General features: G+C 62.7%; 17 protein-coding genes. 10 read left to right on the forward strand and 7 right to left on the reverse strand.

The annotated features are described in order from the left end of the window. Positions 1–27 precede the first annotated feature (27 nt). From lptF to HB630_RS22400, 8 genes are all read left to right on the forward strand, one after another. Positions 28–1197, forward strand: coding sequence for an LPS export ABC transporter permease LptF (lptF, locus tag HB630_RS22365; RefSeq protein ID WP_213774700.1), 1170 nt, complete (start codon positions 28–30; stop codon positions 1195–1197). Next, positions 1194–2291: an LPS export ABC transporter permease LptG gene (gene lptG / locus HB630_RS22370; protein WP_213774702.1), complete on the forward strand. Its 1098-nt coding sequence runs from the start codon at positions 1194–1196 to the stop codon at positions 2289–2291. Before lptF ends, lptG begins: the two co-directional genes overlap by 4 nt. Before the next feature lie 143 nt (positions 2292–2434). After that, positions 2435–4789, forward strand: a complete 2355-nt coding sequence (locus HB630_RS22375; protein ID WP_213774704.1) for an LPS-assembly protein LptD — start codon at positions 2435–2437, stop codon at positions 4787–4789. 165 nt (positions 4790–4954) lie between these two features. After that, positions 4955–5833, forward strand: coding sequence for a peptidylprolyl isomerase (locus tag HB630_RS22380; protein ID WP_249781002.1), 879 nt, complete (start codon positions 4955–4957; stop codon positions 5831–5833). 3 nt (positions 5834–5836) lie between these two features. Next, on the forward strand, positions 5837–6847 hold the full coding sequence (pdxA, locus tag HB630_RS22385; protein ID WP_213774707.1) for a 4-hydroxythreonine-4-phosphate dehydrogenase PdxA: 1011 nt from the start codon (positions 5837–5839) through the stop codon (positions 6845–6847). Next, positions 6844–7710 carry a 16S rRNA (adenine(1518)-N(6)/adenine(1519)-N(6))-dimethyltransferase RsmA gene (gene rsmA / locus HB630_RS22390; protein WP_213774709.1) on the forward strand — a complete coding sequence of 289 codons (867 nt, stop codon included), beginning with the start codon at positions 6844–6846 and terminating at the stop codon, positions 7708–7710. Before pdxA ends, rsmA begins: the two co-directional genes overlap by 4 nt. 12 nt (positions 7711–7722) lie before the next feature. Next, positions 7723–8781: an alcohol dehydrogenase gene (locus HB630_RS22395; RefSeq protein WP_213774711.1), complete on the forward strand. Its 1059-nt coding sequence runs from the start codon at positions 7723–7725 to the stop codon at positions 8779–8781. 426 nt (positions 8782–9207) lie between these two features. Continuing rightward, positions 9208–10185, forward strand: a complete 978-nt coding sequence (locus tag HB630_RS22400; protein WP_213774712.1) for a hypothetical protein — start codon at positions 9208–9210, stop codon at positions 10183–10185. A 1-nt stretch (position 10186) separates the two neighbouring features. Here HB630_RS22400 and gmk read toward each other — a convergent pair whose 3' ends face one another. From gmk to fabD, 7 genes are all read right to left on the reverse strand, one after another. Further along, on the reverse strand, positions 10187–10846 hold the full coding sequence (gene gmk / locus HB630_RS22405; protein ID WP_213774715.1) for a guanylate kinase: 660 nt from the start codon (positions 10844–10846) through the stop codon (positions 10187–10189). Between the two features lie 3 nt (positions 10847–10849). Next, a complete protein-coding gene (locus tag HB630_RS22410) occupies positions 10850–11737 on the reverse strand; it encodes a YicC/YloC family endoribonuclease (RefSeq protein WP_213774717.1) in 888 nt (295 codons plus the stop codon). Positions 11738–11867: 130 nt separating this feature from the next. Then, entirely contained in the window at positions 11868–13130 is a 1263-nt protein-coding gene (gene mltG, locus HB630_RS22415; RefSeq protein WP_213774719.1) for an endolytic transglycosylase MltG, read from the reverse strand. A gap of 131 nt (positions 13131–13261) precedes the next feature. Beyond that, complete coding sequence (gene fabF, locus HB630_RS22420) at positions 13262–14527, reverse strand: beta-ketoacyl-ACP synthase II (protein ID WP_213774720.1); 1266 nt, start codon at positions 14525–14527, stop codon at positions 13262–13264. Between the two features lie 99 nt (positions 14528–14626). Then, the gene (locus tag HB630_RS22425; RefSeq protein WP_006610957.1) at positions 14627–14866 is read right to left on the reverse strand and encodes an acyl carrier protein; all 240 of its coding nucleotides are present in this window, start codon (positions 14864–14866) and stop codon (positions 14627–14629) included. A gap of 392 nt (positions 14867–15258) precedes the next feature. Beyond that, positions 15259–15996, reverse strand: coding sequence for a 3-oxoacyl-[acyl-carrier-protein] reductase (gene fabG / locus HB630_RS22430; protein WP_213774721.1), 738 nt, complete (start codon positions 15994–15996; stop codon positions 15259–15261). Between the two features lie 20 nt (positions 15997–16016). Then, complete coding sequence (gene fabD, locus HB630_RS22435) at positions 16017–16976, reverse strand: ACP S-malonyltransferase (protein ID WP_213774722.1); 960 nt, start codon at positions 16974–16976, stop codon at positions 16017–16019. Between the two features lie 368 nt (positions 16977–17344). On the opposite strand from fabD, the gene rpsF reads away from it, so the two are divergent. Further along, complete coding sequence (gene rpsF / locus HB630_RS22440; RefSeq protein ID WP_213774992.1) at positions 17345–17818, forward strand: 30S ribosomal protein S6; 474 nt, start codon at positions 17345–17347, stop codon at positions 17816–17818. 5 nt (positions 17819–17823) lie between these two features. Then, positions 17824–18063, forward strand: coding sequence for a 30S ribosomal protein S18 (gene rpsR / locus HB630_RS22445; protein WP_100381463.1), 240 nt, complete (start codon positions 17824–17826; stop codon positions 18061–18063). Positions 18064–18107: the final 44 nt, after the last annotated feature.

The raw sequence follows: 18107 nt of genomic DNA on the forward strand, positions 1-18107 counted from the left end.
GCTTGAAGGTGGGATCGTGCGGTAACGATGGGGTCAATCGACAAGTATATATTCCGCACGACGCTGGCGTCGTTTGCGGTGGTCTTGGTCAGCCTGACCGGGGTGATCTGGATTACCCAGGCGCTCCGCGGCATCGATCTGATGACCAGCCAGGGTCAGACCATCCTCACCTTTCTCGGCATCACCAGCCTCGTGATTCCGGCGTTGGTCCTGATCATCGCCCCGATCGCGCTGATGATCTCGATTTCCCATACGCTTAACAAGCTCGCCACCGATTCCGAAATCATCGTGATGAATGCGGCGGGATTCTCGCCGATCCGGTTGTTCCGCCCGTTCATCTACGCCACTTGCGTGGTGGCGCTGCTGGTGGCCTTCATCGCCGTCTATCTCGCCCCGGACGGCATGCGCCGAATCAAGCAATGGGACGCCGATATCACCGCGGACGTCCTCACCAACATCCTGCAGCCCGGCCGGTTCGCGCAGCTCGACCAGAATCTGACCATCCGTATCCGGGAACGAAAACCGGGCGGGTTGCTGGCCGGCATTTTCGTGGACGACCGCCGCGATCCCAAGGAGCGGGTCACGATCGTCGCCGACCACGGCACCGTCCTGAAAAACGCGGATGGTTCGTTCCTGATTCTCGAGGACGGCAATCTCGAACGCTTCGAGGCCGACAAGCGCGATCCGGCGCTGGTCGCCTTCGGCCGCTATGCTTTCGACATGTCGAAATTCTCGAATCAGGGCCACGACATCTCGCTCGGCGTCAACGAACGCTATCTCTGGGAGTTGTTCGACCCCAAGCCGGACGATCCAATTTACATGCAGGTGCCGGGACAGTTTCGCGCCGCGCTGCATGACCGCTTCATGGCGCCGCTCTATCCCTTTGCGTTTGCGGCCCTTACCTTTGCCTTTCTCGGCACGCCACGGACCACGCGTCAGAGCCGCAACTTCTCGATCGGGGCGTCGATCCTCGTCGTATTTACGCTGCGGGCGGTTGGATTCGCCTGCTCCGTCATGGCCGTCAAGTCGCCGCTTGCCGTGGTGGTCCAATATCTGGTGCTGGTGCTGGGAATCGGCGCCGGCATATGGATCATCTTCACGGGCGCGGTGATCGAACCGCCGGCCGGGCTGATCGAGGCCATCAACAGATCCAATGCACGCCTGCTTCAGCTCTTTAGACGGCCGGTTGCGGCATGAGCGCGATCACCAACACGCTCGGGCGCTATTTCGCCGGCCGCTTCGTGATCGCGGCGTTCGGCGTGTTCGCCGGCATTTTCGTGCTGCTGGTGCTGGTGGATTATATCGAGATGGCCCGGAGAACGTCGGGACTGGCCTCGGTATCCGCGATCACTGTGGCCGAGACGTCGCTGTTTCGCGTGCCGCAATTGCTTGAGAAGCTCACTCCGTTCTGCATCCTGATCGGGGCGATGACCTGCTACCTCGCGCTGTCGCGGCGGATGGAGCTCGTGGTGGCGCGTGCTGCCGGTGTTTCCGCCTGGCAATTTATCGCGCCGGCACTGGCAAGCTCGATCGCGCTCGGAATCCTGGCGACCACGGCCTACAACCCGATGTCCGCCAATTTGACCGAGATGTCCAAACGGATGGAGGCGGAGCTGTTCGGCTCCGCGCCTGGAGGCGGCATCCAGGATGCCTCCGGCTTCTGGATCAACCAGGTCAACAGCGATGGCCAGGCCATCATCAACGCCGCCCGCAGCGAGCAGCAGGGCGTGCGGTTGACCGGACTGACGGTATTCACGTTCGACACCGCCAACCAGTTCAAGGAGCGAATCGAGGCGCGGGAAGCGACGCTCGAGGAAGGCCACTGGCTGTTCAAATCGGTGCGTCGATATTCCCTCGACGCCCCTCCGATCGACCAGGACAGCTACACCCTCCCAACCAGCCTGACGCCCTCCCAGGTTCGCAACAGTTTTTCCACACCGGAGACTGTGTCTTTTTGGCAACTTCCGTCCTATATCCGGTCGTCCGAAAGCTCCGGATTTGCGACCGCAGGCTATCGCTTGCAGTACCACAAGCTCATCGCACAGCCGTTTTTGCTGGCTGCAATGGTGATGTTGGCGGCTTCCGTGAGCTTGCGCTTCTTCCGTTTCGGCGGCGTGCAAAAGATGGTTTTGAGTGGCGTGGGCGCGGGCTTTCTGCTCTACGTTCTGTCGAAGGTAACTGAAGACTTAAGCAAGGCCGAGTTGATGCATCCGATCGCTGCGGCGTGGCTGCCCGTTGCTGTGGGCGGCCTCACCGGTTTTTTGGCCTTGCTGTACCAGGAGGACGGGTAGTGGCCGTTGTCGCCGCCCGCCAGAGAAGGTCGCCTGCGATCGGGCGGCGCACGATCGTGCGCCGTTATCGCGGTCGCTTGACCTGCATCCGTGGATCCGTTTTCGCGCTCCTGGCCGGACTCATTTTGGGCGGCGGGCTCGGGATGACCGTCAGCACGCCTGCCGCGGCGCAGAGCTTCACCTATAATCCGGTGCCTCCCCGGCCGACGCCGCCGCGCCCTCCCAGCGATGGGCAGATGCTGGTCCAGGCGACTGAGGTGGACTACGACTACAACAACTCGCGGGTTTCGGCGGTCGGCAATGTGCAGCTGTTTTACAACGGCACCAGCGTCGAGGCCGACAAGGTCATCTACGACCAGAAGACCAAGCGGCTTCATGCCGAAGGCAATATCCGCATGACCGATGCGGAAGGCAAAATCACCTACGCCAACATCATGGATCTGAGCGACGACTACCGCGACGGTTTCGTCGATTCGTTGCGCGCCGACACGGCGGACCACACGCGGATGGCCGCGACCCGCGCCGACCGCTCAAGCGGCAACTACACCGTGTTCGAGAACGGCGTCTACACGGCTTGCGAGCCCTGCAAGGACGATCCGAAGAAGCCGCCGCTATGGCAGGTCAAGGGCGCGCGCATCATTCACGATCAAAAAGAGAAGATGCTCTATTTCGAGAACGCCCAGGTGGAGTTCTTCGGCGTTCCGTTGGCCTATCTGCCGTATTTGTCGACGCCTGATCCGACCGTGAAGCGCAAAACCGGTTTCCTGATGCCGGCCTTCTCGTCCTACTCCGCTTTCGGCTATGGCGTTGAAGTTCCCTTCTACTGGGCGATCGCTCCGGACTACGACGCGACCTTCAGCCCGCGCTTCACCTCCAAGCAGGGCGTGCTGTTGCAGGCTGAATTCCGTCAACGGCTGATGAACGGATCCTATCAGATCCGCGCCTATGGCATCGACCAGACCGACCCATCAGCCTTTGCCGGCCAGCCTGGCGACAAACAATTCCGCGGCGGCGTTGAAACCAAGGGCCAGTTCGCGCTGAACGACAAATGGGTCTGGGGATGGGACGGGGTCCTGCTCTCCGACTACTACTTCATGTCCGACTACCGGCTGTCCCAATACAGGGATCCGATGGGGTCGTTCCTGAACCTGCCGACCGAAGCTGTTTCCCAGCTTTATCTGACCGGCGTCGGCAATCGCAGCTACTTCGATGCGCGCACGATCTATTATCTGAGTTTTTCGGGTAACCAGGGCCAGGTGCCGGTCATCGCACCGGTCATCGACTATTCGAACGTCATCAACCACTCGGTCTTCGGCGGCGAGCTCAGCTACAAGACCAACTTCACCAGCCTGACGCGCGACACCACGGCATTCGACCCGACCAGTGCGGCGGCCTTCGCCAATGGCCTCTGCCAGCCGACATCGGCCGACCCGGCCAACAGTATCAACCGCGCCAACTGCCTGCTGCGGGGCATGCCCGGCACCTATACGCGAGCGACAGCCGAAGTGGATTGGCGCAAGTCGTTCACCGACTCATGGGGCCAAATCTGGACGCCGTTCGCGAGCCTGCGCGCCGACGCGATCGATACATCGGTCGTGAACCAGCCGGGCGTTTCGAACTTCCTCCCGACCGGCGAGTCGCAGACGCTGCGGATGATGCCGACGGTCGGCCTCGAATACCGCTATCCCTTCATCAACGTGCAGCCGTGGGGCTCCACCACGATCGAACCGATCGCGCAGGTTATCATTCGTCCCAATGAACCCGACGCCGGCAAGCTGCCGAACGAAGACGCGCAGAGCATGGTCTTCGACACCAGCAACCTGTTCAGCGTCGACAAATTCTCCGGCTATGACCGCGTAGAAGGCGGCGGCCGCGCCAATGTCGGCGCGCAGGTCACCACGCAATTCAATCAGGGCGGCTCCGTCGTCGCGGTGTTCGGGCAGTCCTACCAGCTGTTCGGCCTGAACTCCTTCGCGGTGGCGGATGCGACCAATACCGGGATCGACTCCGGCCTGGACAAGTCGGCTTCGGATTATGTCGCAAGCCTCGCCTATTCGCCCAACAGGACCTACACCTTCACCACGCGCGCGCGGTTCGACGAAGCCACCGGCAACGTCAACCGCTTCGAGGCCGAAGGCAGAGCCAATTTCGACCGCTGGTCGGTCAGTCTGCTCTATGGCGACTATGCGGCCGAGCCGGATATCGGATATCTGACGCGCCGCGAAGGCGTCCTCGCCAGCGGTTCGGTCAAGGTGGCCAACAACTGGGTGGTCACCGGGGCTGCCCGCTGGGATCTTGTGGCAAACCAGATCAACCAATATGTGATTGGTGCTGGCTATGTGGACGACTGCTTTGTGCTGGGAGCCAACTACATCACGTCCTATACCTACGTCGCCGGCAACACGCCGCCCACGCTCAGCCACGCGTTCATGCTGCAACTCGGTCTGCGGACCATCGCGCAAACTTCCACGACGGCAGGCGGCGGGGGTCTTCAGTAGAACCGGCTTCGGCACGTGACCGGCGGCCGGATTGCCGGTGCCACCCGAATCCATTCGAACCGGCAGACATACCAATCGGTTGACATAGCGACGATGATTACAATCACCACCCTGCTTCAGCGCGTTTCACGTCTCATCCCGGGTTGTGTTGCGGCCCTGGTCTTGATGGCTTGCGGAACGCCGTCATATGCCCAAAGCGTCGCCGTCATGGTCAATGGCGAGCCCATCACCAATTACGATATCGAACAGCGCACCAAGCTGGACTTCCTGTCGACGCATAAACAGCCGACCCGACAGGAAGTGATCGATGAACTGATCGACCAGAAGGTGAAGATCAAGGAAGCGAAGCAGTTCAGCGTCGACCCCAGCTCAGCCGATATCGACTCTGCGTTCGCCGACATGAGTTCGCGGATGCGCCTGACACCCGACCAGCTCGCCAAAACCCTTGAAAGCCAGGGCGTTCGTCCCGAGACGCTGAAGGAACGCATCAAGGCCGACATGGTGTGGAGCAGCCTGGTGCGCGGGCGCTACAAGGAAAGCCTGCAGGTCGGCGAGAAGGAAGTCGCCGCCGCGGCGCGGGCCCAGGGCGACACTCCGGACGAGAAGGCGGAAGGCGGAAGCTTCGAATACAAGATGCAACCGATCGTCTTGATCGTTCCGCGTGGATCGCCGCAAAACGTCGTGGAAGCCAGAGTCAAGGAAGCCGAAACGCTGCGCAGCCACGTGCAGTCCTGCGAAGAGGCCAACGCGCTTTTCAAATCCATGCAAAACGCCGCGATCCGCGACATCGTGACGAAAACATCCGCCGATATGCCGCCATCCATACGCGAGGGGCTCGACAAAACCCCGATCGGCCATTTGACCGCGCCCGAGGTGACAAAACAGGGCGTGGAGATGGTGGCGCTGTGCGGCAGGAACCCGACCACGGTCGACACTCCGCAGAAGAAGCAGATCCGGGACAAGATGTTCGCCGATAAATTCGAAGCCAAGTCGAAGGCGTATCTGGCGCAGGTTCGCAAGGCCGCGATGATCGAATATCGTTGATGCATGGCAAAACCCCTCGCGCTGACGCTTGGCGAACCCGCGGGCATCGGCCCCGACATCACCATCAAGGCGTGGCTGCGCCGAAATGAACTGAAGCTGCCGCCCTTCTACCTGCTTGGCGATGCCAGCTTGCTTCGTGACCGGGCAAAGACGCTCGGGCTGGATGTCAGCCTTGCCGAGGTTGGCGCCGAGGACGCCCTCGCCACATTCGCCGACGCGCTGCCTGTCGTGGCGACCGGTTCTGCGGCGACGGCGCGGCCCGGGCAACCAGACGGCAACAGCGCAGCGGCGGCGATCGCCTCCATTCGTCAGGCGGTGGGCGACGTCGTCGCGGGACGGGCCAGCGCGGTCGTGACCAACCCGATCGCCAAAAGCGTGCTTTATCGCGCCGGATTTCGCCATCCCGGCCATACCGAATTCCTCGCCGAACTGGCCGCCACCGATGGACCCGCGCCGCAGCCCGTCATGATGTTGTGGTCGCCCGCCCTCGCCGTCGTGCCGGTAACGATTCATCTGGCGCTGCGCGATGCGATCGCGCAGCTTTCAGGCGACTTGATTGTCTCGACGGTCCGGATCGTGGCGGCGGCCATGAAGACACGCTTCGGCCTCGCCAATCCGCGCCTGGCCTTGTCCGGGCTCAATCCCCATGCCGGCGAGGATGGCTCGCTCGGCACCGAAGAACAGACGATCATATCGCCCGCCGCCGACATCCTGCGCGCCGAGGGCATCGACGTCAGAGGGCCGCTGCCGGCCGATACCATGTTCCACGACGCCGCGCGGCAAACCTATGATTGCGCGATCTGCATGTATCACGATCAGGCGCTGATCCCGATCAAGACGCTGGCGTTCGACGATGCCGTCAACGTCACGCTGGGATTGCCGTTCGTCCGCACCTCGCCCGATCACGGCACCGCCTTCGACATCGCCGGCACCGGCACCGGCAAAGCCAATCCGTCGAGCCTGATCGCCGCGTTGCGGCTTGCCGCGCGCATGGCGGCAGCGCAGCCGGCATGAGCGCCATCGATGACCTTCCGCCGCTTCGCGAGGTCATCCGCAAGCATGCGCTGACGGCGCGCAAATCGCTTGGTCAGAATTTCCTGCTGGACCTCAACCTCACGGCGCGGATCGCCCGCGCGGCAGGCCCGCTCGAAGACGCCACCGTCATCGAGATCGGCCCGGGCCCCGGCGGGCTGACGCGCGCACTTCTGGCGCTGGGCGCGCGGCGGGTCATTGCCATCGAACGCGACCAGCGCGCGGTCGCAGCGCTCGAAGAGATTTCGGAGCGTTATCCCGGGCGGCTCGACATCATCTGCGCCGACGCCCAGCATTTCGACCCGCGGCCGCTGCTCGGCGAAAGCAAGGCGAAAATCGTCGCCAACCTGCCTTACAACATCGCAACCGCGCTGCTGATCGACTGGCTGTCGATCGAGCCGTGGCCGCCCTGGTATGAGACGATGGTGCTGATGTTTCAGCGCGAAGTGGCCGAACGCATCGTGGCCCGCGAAAATACCGAAGCCTATGGACGGCTGGGAGTGCTGGCGAACTGGCGCGCCGAAACCAAGATCCTGTTCGACATTTCTCCGGCGGCCTTCGTGCCGCAGCCCCAGGTCACCTCGTCAGTGGTGCGGCTGATCCCCCGCAGCCAACCCGAACCATGCGATCGCAAGACGCTGGAGATGGTGACGGCGGCCGCCTTCGGACAGCGGCGGAAGATGCTGCGGCAAAGCCTCAAATCGCTGCCCGTGGACCCGGCCCGGCTTGGAGCGGCGGCGCATATCGACCTGACGCAGCGCGCCGAAACCATTCCGGTCGGCGGCTTTGTTGCCATGGCCCGTGAATTGTCCAATATACGGAGCGAAAAACTCAATAACGCCTGAGGAGAAAACCCCATGATGATGATGCGACGTCAGTCGTTGGTGAAATTCGATGCGCCGCTGTGCGAAACCATCGTCGAAACGCCGAAGCCGCAAGGCCGCGAGGTTCTGGTGCGGATCGAACGCTGCGGCCTGTGCCACTCCGACCTGCACATCCAGGACGGTTACGCCGATCTCGGCGGCGGCAAGAAGCTCGATACCACGCGCGGCATGACGCTGCCCTTCACGCTCGGACATGAAATCGCGGGCGTCGTCGAAGAGGTCGGCCCCGATATCTCGAAGGACCTGATCGGCGCCAAAAAGGCGGTTTTCCCGTGGATCGGCTGCGGCCAGTGCCGCGATTGCCTCAACGGCGATGAGAATCTCTGCGTCAAGCAGCGCTTCCTCGGCGTTTCGATCGACGGTGGCTTCGCCAGCCACGTCCTGGTGCCCGACGCAAAATACCTGCTGGATTACGATCCGCTGCCGGTCGACCAGGCCGCAACGTTGATGTGCTCCGGCGTCACCGCCTATGGCGCCCTGAAGCGGCTCGTCGACCGGCCGCGGCAACGCAATCTGCTGCTGATCGGCCTTGGCGGGGTTGGCATGATGGGACTTTCTTTCGCGCAGGCGATGTTCAAGCAGAAGATCGCGGTTGCGGATTTGAGCACCGCGGCGCGCGAGACCGCGCTGCGGAACGGCGCAGCGGTGGCCTATGATCCCTCCGAGCCCGACATCGCCAAACGGATCGTCAAGGAGACCGAAGGCGGCTTCGACGAGATCGTCGATTTCGCCGGCAACGAGAAATCGATGGCGTTTGCGGTCTCGGTATTGGCGCGCGGCGGCAAGATCGTCGTGTCCGGGCTGATGGGCGGCAATTTCAGCCTGCCGATGGTGCAATGGATCTACAAGCGCATGACCATCGAAGGCTTCATGGTGGGCACGCTGGCCGAAGCGCATGAACTGATGGCGCTGGCGCGCTCGGGCAAGATCAAGCCTACGCCGATGAAGGAAGAACCGATGGCCGATGTCCAGAAATGGATCGACGCCTTGCGGGCCGGCCAAGTCGTCGGACGCATCGTGCTGAAGAACTAGCGTTTCCGAGCGAAATGGCTTCCGGTTCGCATGAAGAAAACGTGTCAAAACAAGAATTGAGAGCTTCGGTTCTGATTCAATCAGAACCGATCATGCTCTTGGGCTTGGTCGATACAGATTGAAGCAGAGCCGCGCTCTCGAATTTTGTCGACGCGCTTTCTTCATGAACCGAAATCCACCGGGCTAACCAAAAATCCGGGCAGGCTTTCGTTCGAAAACGCCATCGGAATGAATATCTCGCCGGCTTCGCCGCGCCGGCGATGCGCGAAGCCAGCCACCAGCCTGTCTCTTTCCAGATTCCCGCCACATTTGCATCCGAGCGCAAGCCCGAATTAAGCCCCACACAGTCCGGAATTGCGGCGCATTGCCACCCAAGTCTTTAACAAGATTGAGGTCGTGAAGCGTAGCGTAAGACCGGAGATGCACATGCCAAACCGAACCGCGAAATTCGTATCAACCGTTTTCGCAGGCGTTCTCGCAGGTGCCACTTTCACAGCCATACTGGACGACACCGCGCGCGCCGACGATGGCTGCCTGTCGGAACCGAAGAACGAGACGCCCACGGGAAGTCACTGGTACTATCGTATCGATCACGCCACCAACCGCCATTGCTGGTATATCCGCGAGGAAGGCGATGCGCGCGCGCAGACAATCGCACCAAATCGGCCATCGCCGGCAGAGCCGGCACCGCCGACCCCGGAAACGGCCATGCAGGGCTCGGTCGCAAACGCCCGCGCCGAACTGCCGTCGCCGCAAACACCCACCATCGCGCCAGATCCAAGCCCTGCCACCGGACAATCGTCGCCGGCCGCTGCCAGTCCGGCCACCGCCGATAACGACCCCCGCGCCAGCGCTTTGGGTACAAACCTGCTGCAAACGACTGTCGCTTCACGCTGGCCCGACCAATTGGCTCCGAGTACGTCGGTCGCCCGTTCGTCGGATGATTCCGCGCCCCCGGCCACGGATCATCCGGATACGAGCGCGCAGCCCGCTCCGGTGGCGGTGCCGCCGCCTCCCGCAGCCACCGCTGCGCTCGCGGTCGCGGATGCATCATCCGAAAGCCAACCGGGTTCGGTCCAGATGCAGCTCACCGTGATGATCGCCACGTTGGCGCTCGCCAGTCTCGTCGGAGCCGTGATCTTCAGGCTCGCCGGCAGACGGCGGGGCAGCAGGGAGCGAAACCGCCTTGGACAGACCCTTGGACAACCCCACGCCGATCGCCGCGCGATCTGGGACGTCGCGCGTAACGACGGTCCCTTGCCCTACCCGGCCGCGGCCGCCCGCAGGCCCAACATCGGCATTCCCCGGGAACTGCACGCGCCAGAGTATCCCGACGACGACAGGGTCAACGACGACAGGATCTCAGAAATGCTCGCGCGGCTCGCCCGGAGCGCGCAGACCTGACCTATTTCTCCAGTTGCTGCTGGAGCTTCCGCACGAACGTCGTCAATCCCGTACGGCGTTCGCGCCGGAGCCGCTCGGCCTTCAGGATCGATTGCACCTCGGCGAAGGCTTCATCGATATCGTGGTTGATGACGATGTAGTCGTATTCCGCCCAATGGCTCATTTCGTGGCTGGCGCGGCTCATCCGTCCCCGGATCACCTCGTCGGAATCCTGGGCGCGCGTATGCAGGCGCTTTTCCAGGTCGGCCGCGGACGGCGGCAGGATGAACACGGATACGACATCGGCGCGCGCTTTTTCCCGTAATTGCTGGGTGCCCTGCCAGTCGATGTCGAAGAGAACGTCCTGTCCCGCCGACAGGGCCGCTTCGACCGGCGCGCTCGGCGTGCCGTAACGATTGTCGAACACCGTCGCCCATTCCAGCAACTCGTTCTGCCCGACCATCTGCTCAAACCGGGACTTGTCGACGAACAGATAGTCTCGGCCATCGACTTCGCCCGGCCGCTTCGGTCGCGTGGTCGCCGACACCGACATCCTCAGTCCCGGCATGCGCTCGATCAGCAGGCGCGACAGCGTGGTCTTTCCCGCGCCAGACGGCGATGACAGCACGAACATCAGCCCGCGCCGCTCAACCCCATCAAAGCCGTGGCCACCGGAGCTCATGCCTCACTCCAGATTCTGGACCTGTTCGCGGAATTGCTCGACCACATTCTTCATCTCAAGACCGGTGTTGGTCAGTTCGAGATCGTTCGATTTCGAGCAGCAGGTGTTGACCTCGCGGTTGAACTCCTGCGCCAGGAAATCGAGCCGCCGGCCGACCGGGCCGCCCTTGCCCAGCATCTCGCGGGCCTGCGCGAGATGCGAGGCGATGCGGTCGAGCTCCTCGCGGATATCGGCCTTGGTTGCAATCAGAAGCGCCTCCTGATTGAGCCTGTCGGCGTCGAAACGGTCGGACGATTCAAGCAGTGCTGCGACCTGCTCGGCAAGCCGCGCCCTGATCGCGTCAGGCTTGCGGCCCGGCGCGGTCTCCGCTTTCCGGGCAAGCCGTTCGATCTCATCCAGCCGCAGCAAGAGGATTTTACCGAGCGCAATGCCCTCGCTCCGGCGCATTGCGACGAGATCGGCGAGAGCCTGCTCGAACGCAGCCGACACGGCCGCCTTCGCCGCCATATCTTCCGCTTCGCTGCTCTCGGGCTCGACGATCTCGATGACGCCCTTGATGCCCAACAGCCCGTCGATGCTCGGCGCGACAGCGTCAATCCTGCCGGCGAGGTCGGCCGCGACCCGCAGCACCGACGCCAACACCTCTTCATTGATGCGGACGGTGGACGCGGCGTTGGCGCGCTTGACGCTCAGATTGGCGTATACCGTGCCCCGCGACAGCAGTTCACCGGCGCGCTTTTTCGCCGAAGCTTCGATGTCGTCCCATCCGGGCGGCAAACGCATCCGCAAGTCGAAGCCCTTGGCGTTGACCGACTTCAACTCCCACTCGAACGCATAGGGCCCGCTGGCGCCGTGGCTTCGGGCGAAGCCGGTCATGCTCAAAAGCGCCATCGCGTGAACTTCTCCTGATAGAGCCAGCGTCGGATTCGCAAGCCGCAAGTACGATTGTAAAACGTTTTCACGCAAAGTGGAATTCGCTTCCGGCGAGGCTCTTCGCTTCCGGCAAGCCTTGGCGCCAGCGTTATTGCTGGGCGGTCGGAGGCGGTGAGATCGATTGCGCCGCGCCCTGCCGCGCCGGCGCACCGCGCGCAGGCTTTTTCGGTGCGGGCGGCTTAGCCCCCACCGGCGGTGTGGAGGCCGCATCGGCCGGCGCCGCTGTGGCGGGCGGCGGCGGATCATCAGCCGGTTCAGCCGTATCGTTCTGGATCTGCTTTTCCATCGAACGCAGCTTGGCGACGTTCTTCTGGTGCTGGTCGTAGGTTTCGGTAAAGGCGTGGCCGCCGGTACCGTCCGCGACGAAGAACAGATCGCGGGTGCGCGCCGGATTGGCGGCGGCTTCCAGCGAGGCGCGTCCCGGATTGGCGATCGGTCCCGGCGGGAGCCCGTCGATCACATAGGTGTTGTAGGGCGACGGCTGCGTGATCTCGCTGCGCTTGATCGGCCGCCCCAGTGTTCCCTTGCCACCGACGAGCCCGTAGATGATGGTCGGATCGGATTGCAGCTTCATCTTCTGCCGCAGCCGATTGACATACACCGCGGCGACGCGGCTGCGCTCGTCGGCCCTGCCGGTTTCCTTTTCGACGATCGAAGCCAGCGTCACGAGTTGCTCGGGCGTCTTGACCGGAAGGTCCGCGTTGTGATGTTCCCAGATTTCCGCAACCAGCCGCCTCTGCGCCTGCTGCATGCGCGCGATCACCTGATCGCGGGTCGTGCCGCGCGGGAATTTGTAGGTTTCCGGCAGCAGCGTGCCCTCGCGCGGTATCTCGCTGACGGAACCGGCGAAGATGTCATTCTCGGAAAGACGGGCGACGATCTGTTCGGAGGTCAGGCCTTCGGGAATCGTGACCGAATGCTGCACCACCTTGCCATCGACCATGGTGCCGATGACGTCGGTGAGGCTGGCATTTTTCTGGAACAGATATTCGCCGGGCTTCAGTTCGGAACGCGCCCTCAGCGCGAGCACGGCGCCGATAAACGCCCAGCGATTGTTGTCGATCACGCCTTCGCGTTGCAGCGTATCGGCGATATCGGCCATCCCGGCGCGGGCCGGAATGATCACGATCTTGTCGTCCTGCAACGGACCGGGCTCTGTAATCTTCTTCTGGCCGTAATAATACGTCGCGCCGGCGCCGATCATCAGCACCAGAACGATGGTAATGATGGCATTGCCAACCACCACGAACGGATTGCGAGCGCGCTCGGATCGCTTGGGCGGCGGCGGGACTCGCTCGGGCTCCAACGCGGCGCGCGGGCTCCGAGGCGAAATGGGCGGCCTTTCACTCATCGATGCAACCTGAATCCTGACGGTTCAATCGCGGCCTTGCGAATTTCTTCGCATCTGCCGGTAGTCTGCGCCCAAAGCTAGGATTTATCACCGAATGCGGCGAAACGGTGAATTTACCTTGATTCGCCGCGTCAGTTGATCACGCGTTGCAGGATCACGGAAGCGTTGGTGCCTCCAAAACCGAACGAGTTCGACAACACGACATTGATCTCTCGTTTGCGCGGGAGGTGCGGCACGAGATCGATCGCCGTTTCCATCGACGGATGATCGAGATTGATGGTCGGCGGGGCGATGTTATCGCGAATCGCCAGAATGCTGAAAATCGCCTCGATCGCGCCGGCCGCGCCCAACAAATGCCCGGTCGAGGATTTGGTCGACGACATCGATACCCTGGAGGCCGCATTGCCGAGCAGCCGCTCGACCGCACCGAGTTCGATTTCATCGCCGACCTGCGTCGACGTGCCGTGCGCATTGATATAATCGATATCGGACGCTGCGATCCCTGCGCGTTTCATCGCCGCGCTCATGCTGCGGAAGGCGCCGTCGCCATCGGGGCTTGGCGAGGTGATGTGGTAGGCATCGCCGGACAGGCCGTAGCCGATCACCTCGGCATAGATCTTCGCGCCGCGCCGTTTCGCATGCTCATATTCTTCGAGCACGACAACCCCGGCGCCCTCGCCCATGACAAACCCGTCGCGGTCCTTGTCATAGGGGCGCGAGGCTTTTTCCGGCGCGTCATTGAAACCCGTCGACAACGCCCGTGCGGCGCAAAATCCCGCCATCCCGATCCGGCAGATCGGCGATTCCGTTCCACCGGCCAGCATCACGTCGGCGTCGCCCAGCGCGATCAGCCGGCTGGCGTCGCCGATCGCGTGCGCTCCCGTCGAACAGGCCGTCACGACCGCATGGTTGGGCCCCTTGAGGCCGTGCTCGATCGACACGTAGCCGGAGGCAAGGTTGATCAGGCGGCCGGGAATGAAAAACGGCGAGACCCGGCGCGGTCCGCGCTCCTTTAGAAGCACCGCGGTATCGGCGATCCCGGAGAGGCCGCCGATGCCGGAGCCGATCATGGTGCCGGTGGCGCAACGATCCTCCTCGGTGGAAGGATGCCAGTTGGCGTCGTCAAGCGCCTGGGTCGCCGCACACATGGCGAAAATGATGAAATCGTCGACCTTGCGCTGGTCCTTCGGCTCCATCCACTGGTCGGGATTGAACGTGCCGCGACTGCCGTCGCCGCGTGGAACCACGCAGGCGATCTGGCAAGTCAGATCCGAAACGTCGAATGTATCGATCTTCCTGGCGCCGCTCTCGCTATTGAGAATGCGCGTCCAAGTCGTATCGGTACCACAGCCGAGTGGCGACACCATGCCGAGGCCTGTGACGACAACTCGCCTCATATCCATCACTCCAGCCCCGAAGTCGCGGCCCACAGCAAGAAGCCGGTGGACCACCGTATCGCGGTCCGTCCGGCTTCGTAGGCAGTACCGCGCAGGGCGTCAGCTTTTCGCGTTCTTTTCCAGAAACTTCGTGGCGTCGCCGACGGTCAAAATCGTCTCCGCGGCATCATCGGGAATTTCACAACCGAATTCTTCTTCAAACGCCATTACCAATTCGACGGTGTCCAGGCTGTCGGCGCCGAGGTCGTCAATGAAGCTCGCATTGTCGACTACCTTCTCGGGTTCGACACCGAGGTGTTCGACCACGATCTTCTTAACCCGCTCGCCAATCTCACTCATCGTTCAACCTCGTGCTTGTTCCATTGGACCCGAACCTAGGACGATACGAGCCACGGTGACTTCCCGAATCCGATTCAGCTGCCCTCAATCGGACTCGTTATCTCAATCTTTGAGCACCATCGTTCCGAAAGTCGGTTTCCACCTTATCCGGATTGCGCCCCTCTTCTTTGCAGTCGTGCATCGTCTTGATTCGGCTCCGCCGTCCCCGACAGAAGCCCGGCGCACGACGGCAGGCTCCGCACCGCCAATATACAGGGTTTCAAAATCCTGCAATGGCCTTCTTCGCCCATCCATCCGCGGTCCGGTTATCATACTTCGATATCCTTGACTACAAACCCCCGGGGAGACCTCGCCGAAACGGGCCTCCCGCCGGGCGGAGGGCGCCCGACCGCTTAAATCATGGCCATCCCGCCATTGACGTGAATCGTCTGTCCCGTGACATAGGCCGCTTCGTTCGAACTGAGATATACCGCCGCCGCGGCGATATCCTCAGGTGTTCCAAGCCGCGCCGCAGGAACCTTCGCCAGAATGGCCTCGCGCTGCTTGTCGTTCAGCGCATCGGTCATCGGCGTCTTGATGAAGCCTGGTGCGATGCAATTGGCGGTGACGCCGCGCTTGGCATATTCCGCGCCGAGCGTCTTGATCATGCCGATGATACCGGCCTTCGAGGCCGTATAATTGCCCTGTCCCGGATTACCGGTCACGCCAACGATCGAGGTGATCGCGATGATGCGGCCGAAACGCTTGCGCATCATCAGCTTGGTTGCGGCGCGGGCCAGGCGGAAAGTCGCCGTCAAATTGACCCGGATGACTTCATCCCAATCCTCATCACGCAGTTGCACAAACAAATTGTCCCGGGTGATGCCGGCATTGGCGACGAGAATATCGACCTGCCCCATGGCCTGCTCGGCCGACGGCACCAGCGCCTCGACCGCCTCGGAATCAGAGAGATTGCAGGGCAGCACGTACACCCGCTCGCCGAGCTTGTCCGCAAGCGTGTCCAGTGCCTCGCGCCGGGTGCCGGAAATGGCCACCGTCGCGCCCTGCCCGTGCAGCGCTTGCGCGATCGCACTCCCAATGCCGCCGGTCGCACCGGTGACAAGCGCCTTCCTGCCAGTCAGATCGAACATTCAATTCTCCTTGCGGCCGCCTAGGCCGAATGCGCAGCCGCCAATGCATCCTTTGCAGCCGCGATGTCGCCGGGGCCGCCGACCGACGTGCCGGCCGCGCCTTCGGCGATCCGCTTGACCAGGCCGGTCAATACCTTGCCGGCGCCGATCTCGAAAAACCGCGTGACGCCCTGGCCCGCCATGTAAGCGACCGATTCGCGCCAGCGCACGGTGCCGGTGACCTGTTCGACCAGGCGGCGGCGAATTTCTTCCGGATCGGTGATGGCGGTAGCCAGCACATTCGACACCAGCGGCGAAGCCGGCCGCTTGATCGTGACGCCGGCCAGCGCTTCCGCCATCACGTCAGCCGCAGGCTGCATCAGCTTGCAATGGAACGGCGCCGATACCGGCAGCAGCATCGCTCGCTTGGCGCCCCTTGTCTTGGCGATTTCGACCGCACGGTCAACCGCCGCCTTGTCGCCAGATACGACGACCTGACCAGCGCCATTGTCGTTGGCGGCCTGGCAAACCTGTCCCTGCGCCGCTTCATCCGCGACCGCCACCGCGGCCTCGTAATCGAGGCCCAGCAGAGCGGCCATCGCTCCGACCCCGACCGGCACGGCTTTTTGCATCGCAAGACCGCGGGTACGCAGCAGAAGCGCAGTGTCGCGGATGCTGAGGCTGCCGGCGGCGGCCAGCGCCGAATATTCGCCGAGCGAGTGTCCGGCGACGAAAGCGGCATCCCGCCCCACCGAAAAGCCGGCTTCGGTTTCCAATACGCGCAAGGCCGCAATCGAAACCGCCATCAGGGCCGGTTGGGCGTTTTCGGTGAGCTGGAGGGTCTCGGCCGGGCCGTCCCAGATGATTCCGGTCAGCTTCTCCCCGAGCGCGGCATCGACCTCGTCGAACACGGCCCGGGCGGCCGGAAAGGCCTCGGCCAGCGCCTTGCCCATGCCTACCGTTTGGGAGCCCTGCCCCGGAAAAGTAAATGCTGCCGTCATGGCGCTCCCTAGAACGTCTCGAAATCCCTAAAAGGTTGGCCGAACAACACTGCGGGGGCCGGTCATGTCAAGCCATCGCCGGTTCCTGCCGGACAGCCTGCCCAGCCACCGGGCAGCCCAATCGGGGTGCTTTTCCTCGCCTTGACCTTGCCTTGGTCCGGAAAATCCGTATAAAGTGCGTCATCTGTGGATCCCGGCCGGGAGCTGAACGGACGGTCTCAGCAATCTCTCCTAATCTGGCGATATTGATGTGGCAGGGCCAGTCGGCCCGTCGTCCCGTGCTTCCGCCTTCTGAGCATATCGAGTCCTTTCCAAAGGGTTCGAAGGGCTTGCCGCCGGGAACCGCGCCAACACAGGAAAGGACATCCATGCCTCTTTATGAGCATGTTTTTCTCGCGCGTCAGGATGCGAGCACCCAGCAGGTCGAAGAGCTGACCACCCAGATGACCGGCATCGTCGAGCAGCTCGGCGGCAAGGTCACGAAGACCGAAAACTGGGGCGTGCGCTCCCTCACCTACCGGATGAACAAGAACCGCAAGGCGCATTTCGTGTTCTTGAACATCGACGCTCCTTCGGCGGCTATTGCCGAGATCGAGCGTCAGGAGCGGATCAGCGAAGACGTGATCCGCTATCTCAGCGTGCGCGTCGAAGAGCTTGAGGAAGGCCCCTCGGCAATGATGCGGAAGGCCGATCGCGACCGCGAACGTGACGATCGTGGCGGCGGTTTCCGCGGCGACCGCGACGGCGGCTTCCGGGGCGACCGTGATGGCGGCGGCTACCGCGGCGATCGTGGTCCACGCCGTCCGCGCGATGAAGCCGAAACAGCAGTGGTTGAGGAGTAAGAATCATGGCCGATGCTGGAGCACGCCGTCCGTTTTTCCGCCGCCGCAAGACCTGTCCGTTCACGGGTCCGAACGCGCCGAAGATCGACTACAAGGATTCCAAGCTGCTGATGCGTTACGTTTCCGAGCGCGGCAAGATCGTGCCGAGCCGCATCACCGCTGTCTCCGCCAAGAAGCAGCGTGAACTTGCGCGCGCCATCAAGCGTTCGCGGTTCCTCGGGCTGCTGCCTTACGTCATTCGATAAACAACGATCGTCCACTCCGCCGTATTCGCGCGGCGGAGTGGACG

Source organism: Bradyrhizobium sp. dw_78 (assembly GCF_018449525.1).
Lineage (GTDB): Bacteria > Pseudomonadota > Alphaproteobacteria > Rhizobiales > Xanthobacteraceae > Bradyrhizobium.